Genomic DNA, 770 nt, shown 5'->3' on the forward strand with positions numbered 1-770 from the left:
TTTGATGACCATGTGTTGGATGGCCATTGAGTATTATCTAAGTGGGAAAACGCAGTCATCTTCGTTTGCGGTGTTAGGAAGTTTTATCTTCATCATTTCCGGCACGGTGCTGGCTTTTGAGCGCTTTGGTGGTTACTCGGTATTTTCTCGGCAAGTGGTGATGGTCACGTACTATTCAGCGCAAACTTTAATGGCCATGTCCGTAATTGCCATCGTGATTCGTTATCCGTATCTCACGGTGATCAGTTAATTTTCTATGCCGCAGATTGGTGTTTGCCACTCTGAATTTTGATGAAAAAAGCGTTTGAGCTTACTGATGTAGACCTCAAACGCTTTTTTGTTATCGCGACTTGTAATTGCCCTTTTCAATTCCGTGCTTTTTCATTCTCAAATACAGCTTTTTACGCGGTATTTGCAGATGGTTTGCCGCATCCGTAATTCGCCCGGAGTGCAAAAACAGCGCATCTTCTATGAGCTGCTTTTCAAAATCGTCCACCAAATCATCCAATGGAAGCTGAATCTCATTTTGTGAGTAGATGCGCTCTTTACCCGTTAGCTTAACAATTCCGATTGCGTATAACTCAGCGATGTTTCTTAGCTCACGGATGTTGCCCGGCCACGGATAACCTCTCAGTAGCGCGAGATAGCTAGAGTCGACATTTGGCAATGTTTTGCCTAATTTCTTACAACTCAGTTTTAAGAAGTAATGAAATATCGTCACGATGTCGTCAGGGCGCTGACGCAATGGAGGTACGTGAACCACGCCTTGG

Annotated in this window: 2 protein-coding genes; one reads left to right on the forward strand and one right to left on the reverse strand. The window is 44.2% G+C overall.

The annotated features are described in order from the left end of the window. On the forward strand, positions 1–250 hold a 250-nt coding region (locus tag R8O11_RS27005; protein WP_318194849.1), incomplete at its 5' end, for a lysoplasmalogenase family protein. A gap of 90 nt (positions 251–340) precedes the next feature. Here the strand turns inward: R8O11_RS27005 and R8O11_RS27010 are convergent. Further along, on the reverse strand, positions 341–770 hold a 430-nt coding region (locus tag R8O11_RS27010), incomplete at its 5' end, for a helix-turn-helix domain-containing protein (RefSeq protein WP_318194850.1).

The sequence above is a fragment of the Vibrio sp. 1288 genome, assembly GCF_033344475.1.